The sequence below is a fragment of the Moritella sp. genome (assembly GCF_033791185.1).
Taxonomy (GTDB): domain Bacteria; phylum Pseudomonadota; class Gammaproteobacteria; order Enterobacterales; family Moritellaceae; genus Moritella.
In genome coordinates this window covers 1-7,059 of the sequence record NZ_JASJHF010000154.1, presented here as the reverse complement: position 1 = coordinate 7,059, position 7,059 = coordinate 1, and the positions used below count along the sequence as shown (strand labels likewise).

Here is a 7,059-nt window from a genome sequence, read left to right as displayed (position 1 = left end):
ATAAATACAGCTTTAACATTACCTGCAGTATCGGTATTAGTATCGCCCCGTTACATACCAACGAGCCGAAATATTTACTGAAATATGCCGATCTCGCCCTCTATCGAGCTAAAGATTGTGGCCGTAACAACTTTCAATTCTTTAGCCCTGATATGCAAGTCAAACATCTGGACTGTAGGCAGGCTTAAAACATACTACCGATAAAAAAAATCCCACTTACTGCAAATAAGCGGGATTTTACATAAAGGATTTATTACTTTCTTCTCGATAAAGACTATATAGAGTGGTAAGACTATATCGCTTTTTCACGGCTATTATATTAGCTAAACTAATACTGTGCAACTCGTAAAAATACTTTATAATCATATAATTAACCCAGTAAATAAGTAAATAACCGAGATAGAAACGACCCTTGAAGCTTTAAATCAAGAGTCGTAGTAGCAATTAGTATGCAGTAGGGTCTACAACTTCTTCGCTTACTTCTAAAGTATTCAGTAGGCTAGTTAACAGACTTGATACACCAAAACGGTAATGTTCAGCATCAATCCATTCTTGTCCCATAATGTCAGCAGCCATATCTAGGAATAATTTAGCATCTTCGGTAGTGCGAATACCGCCCGCTGGTTTGAAACCAACACGATGAGCAACACCCATATCTTTAATCACGTTAAGCATGATCTCAGCGGCTTCAGGTGTGGCATTAACCGCTACTTTACCTGTCGACGTCTTGATAAAGTCTGCGCCTGCTTCAATGCAGATTTCGCTAGCACGCTTAATTAAATGCGCTTCTTTTAACTCACCAGTCTCGATAATCACTTTAAGTAATGTATCACCGCAAGCTGCTTTACATTGCTTAACCAATTCAAAACCTAACTTTTCATCACCAGCAATAAGCGTACGGTAAGGGAAAACAACATCCACATCATCAGCGCCATAAGCAATAGCGGCTTTTGTTTCTGCGACAGCAATGGCGATATCATCATTACCGTGCGGGAAGTTCGTTACTGTGGCAATTCTGATTTCTGGCGTGCCCTGCTCTCTTAATGTCTTCTTCGCAATCGGAATAAATCGTGGATAAATACAGATTGCAGCTGTGTTGCCAACCGCTGTTTTAGCGTCATGGCACAAGGCGATCACTTTTTCATCGGTATCGTTATCATTCAGTGTTGTTAGGTCAATCAGGCTAAGTGCTTTTAGGGCTGCTGCTTTTAAATTGCTCATGAATCATATCTCCAAAAGGACGTTTATTGCTGTTATTGTAAAACACAAATGCAGCTAAACGTCTGAATTACTAAAAAGAGTGGGCTGGTATATAACCGCGGGTTAAGAAGATTTGCTACCCGCCGGTCAGCCTTTAATGTGGGGCTATCATAGAGAATTTAACTACATCGTCCCATAGGCTATTAGTTGAAACAGCTTTTCCATATAGAAAACGTCCAGCGCTAACCCTGCTGCTCAGCTGTGTCCTTGATTTAAAATTTAGCCCATTTGGCTAAAGCTTTATCCCAGTATGGTGGATGCCCGATAGTATCTTTTAAGAAATGTATCGCCGTTCTCACTCTGGCTGGCAGGTGTTTGTTGCGTGGATAAACCGCATAGGCAGGCATCTTTTGATTAGCACGCCAGTCTGGTAACAATTGCACTAGTTTGCCCGTTTCCAATTCATCGGTGAGCAAGTAACTGGCTAGATAACCAATGCCTTTACCAGCAATAAGCGCGTCTCTAACCCCCTCGGCGAGGTTAACGCGATAGTTACCCGACACACTGATACTGAACTCCTCGTCACCTTTGGCAAAAGACCAATGATTACAACTACGGCTCTTGCTGTGGTAGGTAACGCAATTGTGTTGAGTCAACTCATCAGGATGCTGCGGTGTGCCATGAGCCTGTAAATATTCAGGGGCGGCGAGTAACAAGAAACGCGTATCAGCGATGCGTTGAGCCACATAACCTTCGTTGATATCTTCATAGGTGGTAACCCAGAGATCGATCTCCTCTGCCAACATATCAACCTTGTGATCGAACAAGCTGACATCGATAGTAAGTTGCGGATATTTTATTTGCAGCTTGTCCAACGCTGGAATGATATGCAGCGTGGCAAAAGAGCGCGACAGTGCCAAGCGAATATGCCCGGAAATTTCATCTCGGGTATCGGTCACCAACGTATCCGCTTCCTGAATAAGCGAGACTATTTGAGCGCTGTATTGGGCATAACGCTTGCCTTCCTCAGTCAGGGTTCGCGTGCGAGTGCTACGATTAATCAGCTGCACACCTAAATCTTCTTCTAGGCTATGCAGCTGTTTACTGACATGAGAAACTGACACTTTAAGCATTTCTGCCGCCTTAGTCAGGCTGCCACTTGTCGCCAAGGCATTAAAAAATACGATCTGATAGGCTCTGTGCTGTAAAAACTCTTTCATTTTATCTGCCTGTGATTACACCGAAAAGGCTTAATTAACTCGATAATACGCCGTTTACCACGACGCTGATAACTGAACTATGACTATTACTACAACTACAACTACAAAAATTAATCACCGAGACTGACCCAGTGATCAATTAAATACCGCGATACAGAATCGACTCTTGGTACTTTAAAGCCGGGCGCATCATCGCCCCACTCGCCAAACGATTGTATTTCAGCACGCGAGAACCAGCGCGCATCATCAATTTCGTTTTTATCCACGTTAATAACATCACTGCTGGCATCAGCAATAAAACCTAACATCACCGAGGATGGAAATGGCCACGGTTGTGACGCTAAATACTGCACATTGGTAACAGCAACCCCCGACTCTTCCATGACTTCACGAGCCACTGCCGTTTCTAATGTTTCACCGGGATCAACAAACCCAGCTAAGGTCGAATACACACCTTCAGGCCATTCAACCTGACGCCCTAACAGACAACGTTCAATGCCATCGGTAAACTGTTTACGAACCACCATGATCACCGCAGGATCGGTACGTGGAAAAGTTTGATGCAAGCAAGCTTGGTTAGTACATAAACGCGCATGTCCCGCAGGCTCAGATTTATTCACGGTGCCACAACGACCACAAAAGCCATGCGAGCGATGCCAAAAACTTAAACCCCGTGCCAATGCCATTAATGACGCCGAGGGGTTGTCCAGTATCACCGCTACTTTACGCAAATCGCTAAACTCACCGTCAAGCAAAAAGGCCGCCACGAGCGCGTAATCAACTAGGGTTAAGTCCAAGCCAAAATAAGGGGTATTGTCATTGTTTTCATCCAAGCCTAAAAATACGGCCGTCTCTAAATCAAGATGCTGCACAGCTTCAAGCGTTAAAAATAATGGCGCGTGATCCGCTTTGCTAAAGTAATTTTGATCTGCGTGGGTTAATACCCAACGGCTATTATTATTCTTTTGAGTTGCTAGCCATTCTGGGCTTTTACGTTGATTCGATGCACGATCAAGTAACATCTCACTATATTTAAGCATTATTATCTTCCTTGCTTGTTTTATTTTTCGATGAACCGCAACTTAACTAAAGTTATCCGCTTGGCGTTGATAAAACTGATAGATATGTTCGATAAACAGTTTCACTTTTAACGGTTGTAATTTGCTGTATGGATAAATCGCATAAATACCCAGAGATTTAGCCACTTGCTTGGGTAATATTTCCACCAAGGTTTCCGCCTTTAAATCATCAGCCACCAGCACTTTAGGCACGTATATTAAGCCTAAATTAAACAACGCCGCTTTACGTAATGCTGCCGAGTTGTTGGTACTGAAGTTACCCGATATCTTTATACTGTAATCATCTTCACGGCCTTTAAACAACCATTCATTGGCACCACTTTCCTGCTGACTATAAGCCAAGCAATTATACTTATCTAAATCTTGAGGTCGTTTGGGGGTGCCGTGTTTAGCTAAATAGGCAGGCGATGCACAGATCACCCATTGGGCTTGCACTAAGCGGCGGGCAATGTAGCTCGAGTCTTGCAGAGCTCCAGTACGGATAGCCAAATCAAAGTTGTTATCAATTAAATCGACAAAGCTATTATCCAGATCCATGTGGATATGAATATCAGGATAGCTAGCACTAAAATCGGCAATGGCTTCGGCTAAAATAATTTCACCAGATACCGTCGGCACCGTTAATCGAATCGAACCCGACAGACTATCCCCTAACCCATGCATGGCATCAACCGCGCCTTGCACTGATTGATAAATGGTTCTGGCATGTTCAAAAAACACTTTGCCTGCTTCCGTTAACGTCAGCTTACGGGTGGTACGGAAGATCAGCTGGACACCCATCTCTTTTTCTAAACGGGTAATGTGTTTACTCACCACTGACTTAGTTAAACCAACAATATCAGCTGCTTTACTAAAAGAACCTTGCTCAATTAGGTGATAAAAAATTAAAAAGTCATCGGTACTTCGCATTATTGGTCCACTTTATGAAACAGTCATGTGTAATCGGGCTAGTATATCAAACAGTGCTAGATCGGTACTATATATAGGGCGTATAAATACTACGTCTGAAACCGCATCATTACAAAATTTAAATAAACATAATGTGGCACATTAACGACAAAATAAAAATAATATAGCCACATGGCTAGGAGCCTACAATGTCTGACCCGTATCACGTACTGATTAGCAAATTACGCTTGTCTATCGATGACAAACGTATTATCACCGACCCTACGCTAACCTTAGCCTATGGAACAGACGCTAGCTTCTATCGCTTAATTCCCAAGTTGATCTTACAACTGGCAAGTTTAGATGAAGTGGTATTGGTCATTAAGGCTTGTTATGACCTCGCGATCCCAGTGACATTTCGCGCCGCCGGTACCAGCTTATCAGGGCAAGCATTGTCAGACTCAGTACTTATTATGCTCACCTCAGATTGGCGCGAGCACAAAGTACTCAACAACGGTGAACAGATCTGGCTGCAACCGGGTATAATCGGTGCTGAAGCGAATAAGATCTTAGCGCCTTATCAACGTAAGATCGGTCCCGATCCAGCCTCAATCAATACCTGTAAAATCGGGGGTATTGCCGCCAACAATTCATCCGGCATGTGTTGTGGTACCGCGCAGAACAGTTATCAAACCTTAGCGGGTATGACAGTGGTACTGGCTGATGGCACAGTACTGAACACGTTAGACAGCTATAGTGTCGCGCAGTTTAAAATCAGCCATAAAGACATGCTCGATGATCTGACCCAACTTGCCCAAGCCTGTAAAGACAACACCGCCTTAGCCGATAAGATCCGCCACAAATACCGCCTTAAAAACACCACAGGTTATAGCCTTAATTCGTTAACCGATTACAGCGACCCAATTGAGGTATTACAGCACCTATTCATTGGTTCGGAAGGCACGCTAGGTTTCATTGCTGATGTTACTTACAATACCGTGATCGACCATAGCTTTAAAGCCACTGGTCTGTATTTATTCGCTGATATTGAGCAAACCTGTTTAGCAGTGAGTGCCCTCGCCAATACCAGTGTTGCCGCTGTCGAATTAATGGATAATCGCGCATTAAGTTCAGTCGCCAATAAACCCGGTATGCCTGAATTCATTGCTCAACTTACTATCGATAATAATACCGAAGCCGCAGCACTGCTGGTTGAGATCCACGCCGAGAGTGACGCCGATTTAAACCACCAAGTGATTAAAATTAATACCCTGATCGATGAACTGAACCCTACAGAAGCGGTCGAGTTTAGTACCGATACCCAGGTCTATAATCAGCTGTGGGCGATCCGTAAAGAGCTATTCCCTGCGGTTGGCGCCGTGCGAGAAGTGGGTACCACGGTGATCATCGAAGATGTGGCTTTCCCTATCGAGCAACTCGCGCCAGCGGTACGTGACTTAGAAGTCTTATTTAAGAAATACCATTACGATGAAGCGATCATCTTTGGTCATGCGTTAGCGGGTAACTTACACTTTGTATTTACCCAAGCGTTTGAAACTGAAGAGGAGATTGCCCGTTACAGTGGTTTCATGGATGATGTTGCGCAACTTGTTGCGGTTGAATATCAAGGTTCATTAAAAGCCGAACACGGGACTGGCCGTAATATGGCGCCATATGTAGAGCTTGAATGGGGCAGTGAAGGTTATGCCTTGATGCAAGCCATCAAACGTATCTTTGATAACACCGGTATTTTAAACCCCGGCGTGATCTTAAATGCTAATCCAGACAGCCACATCACTGATTTAAAAGTCATGCCAGCAGCAGATGATATTATTGATAAATGTATCGAATGTGGCTTTTGTGAGCCGGTTTGCCCGTCACGGGAATTATCCCTGACACCACGCCAACGTAATACCGTTTATCGTGAAATCAGTCGTTTGCAACGCAGCCAAGAAGATCCCGCGCGTCTTGCCGAATTAGAAAAATCATTTAAATACCTCGGCATTGATACTTGCGCCGCAACGGGCTTATGCGCAGAGCGTTGCCCAGTTGATATAAATACTGGCGACTTGATCCGTAAATTACGCCAACAGCATTCTCCTATCGCTAATGTGATAGCTCGTTGGAGTAGTGATCATTTCGCCGGACTAACAAGTGCAACCCAAGCTGGCTTAACTGTCGCTAACGGTATTCACAGTGTATTAGGCACTAAAGCCATGCGCACTGTCACCAAAGCCACCCACAAGCTCAGTGGTGGCGCCGTGCCATTATGGACCCCGAGCATGCCGAAAGCGGCGGGCAAGGTGAAGCAATTAGTTAGTGATGGGCTTGCCCATAAAAAGGTGGTGTATTTCCCCAGTTGCGCCGCGCGTAATATGGGTACAGCTAAAGGTGCCATGGATAACCGTCCACTGGCAGACGTGACTCAAGCTGTGCTACAAAAGGCGGGAATTGAAGTCATTATGCCAAGTAAATTATCTGAAAAATGCTGCGGTATGCCATATAAGAGTAAAGGCTTTGCCGATACTGCGCTGACTAAATCACAGCAGTTAGAAGCAGCGCTTTGGGAAGCCTCAGAGCAAGGTAAATTACCGGTATTAATGGACACCAGTCCATGTGCAAGCACCAGTATTGAGCTGATGACCAAAGACATTGCTATCTATGAACCTTTC

The 7,059-nt window shown here is 44.2% G+C and carries 6 protein-coding genes; 2 read left to right on the top strand and 4 right to left on the bottom strand.

Annotation, left to right across the window (positions count from 1 at the left end; genetic code table 11):
- On the top strand, positions 1-188 hold a 188-nt coding region (locus tag QNK26_RS09290), incomplete at its 5' end, for a diguanylate cyclase domain-containing protein (protein ID WP_319222424.1).
- Positions 189-444: 256 nt separating this feature from the next.
- Here QNK26_RS09290 and deoC read toward each other — a convergent pair.
- The 4 genes from deoC to QNK26_RS09270 form a co-directional block, all read right to left on the bottom strand.
- Positions 445-1,221: a deoxyribose-phosphate aldolase gene (deoC, locus tag QNK26_RS09285; protein ID WP_319222422.1), complete on the bottom strand. Its 777-nt coding sequence runs from the start codon at positions 1,219-1,221 to the stop codon at positions 445-447.
- A 251-nt stretch (positions 1,222-1,472) separates the two neighbouring features.
- Positions 1,473-2,420 carry a LysR family transcriptional regulator gene (locus tag QNK26_RS09280; protein WP_319222420.1) on the bottom strand — a complete coding sequence of 316 codons (948 nt, stop codon included), beginning with the start codon at positions 2,418-2,420 and terminating at the stop codon, positions 1,473-1,475.
- A 110-nt stretch (positions 2,421-2,530) separates the two neighbouring features.
- Positions 2,531-3,460 (bottom strand): NAD(+) diphosphatase, encoded by a 930-nt coding sequence (gene nudC, locus QNK26_RS09275; protein WP_319222419.1) that lies wholly within the window; start codon positions 3,458-3,460, stop codon positions 2,531-2,533.
- A 42-nt stretch (positions 3,461-3,502) separates the two neighbouring features.
- A complete protein-coding gene (locus QNK26_RS09270) occupies positions 3,503-4,408 on the bottom strand; it encodes a LysR family transcriptional regulator (protein ID WP_319222418.1) in 906 nt (301 codons plus the stop codon).
- Positions 4,409-4,596: 188 nt separating this feature from the next.
- Here QNK26_RS09270 and QNK26_RS09265 point away from each other — a divergent pair.
- Positions 4,597-7,059, top strand: a 2,463-nt coding sequence (locus QNK26_RS09265; RefSeq protein ID WP_319222416.1) for an FAD-binding and (Fe-S)-binding domain-containing protein, incomplete at its 3' end; no start/stop codon positions are given.

What these genes read in the sequence shown, in the direction of transcription:
- QNK26_RS09280 (WP_319222420.1), bottom strand. Translation starts at nt 2,420, where the DNA reads ATGAAAGAGTTTTTACAGCACAGAGCCTATCAGATCGTATTTTTTAAT.
- nudC (WP_319222419.1), bottom strand. Translation starts at nt 3,460, where the DNA reads ATGCTTAAATATAGTGAGATGTTACTTGATCGTGCATCGAATCAACGT.
- QNK26_RS09270 (WP_319222418.1), bottom strand. Translation starts at nt 4,408, where the DNA reads ATGCGAAGTACCGATGACTTTTTAATTTTTTATCACCTAATTGAGCAA.
- deoC (WP_319222422.1), bottom strand. Translation starts at nt 1,221, where the DNA reads ATGAGCAATTTAAAAGCAGCAGCCCTAAAAGCACTTAGCCTGATTGAC.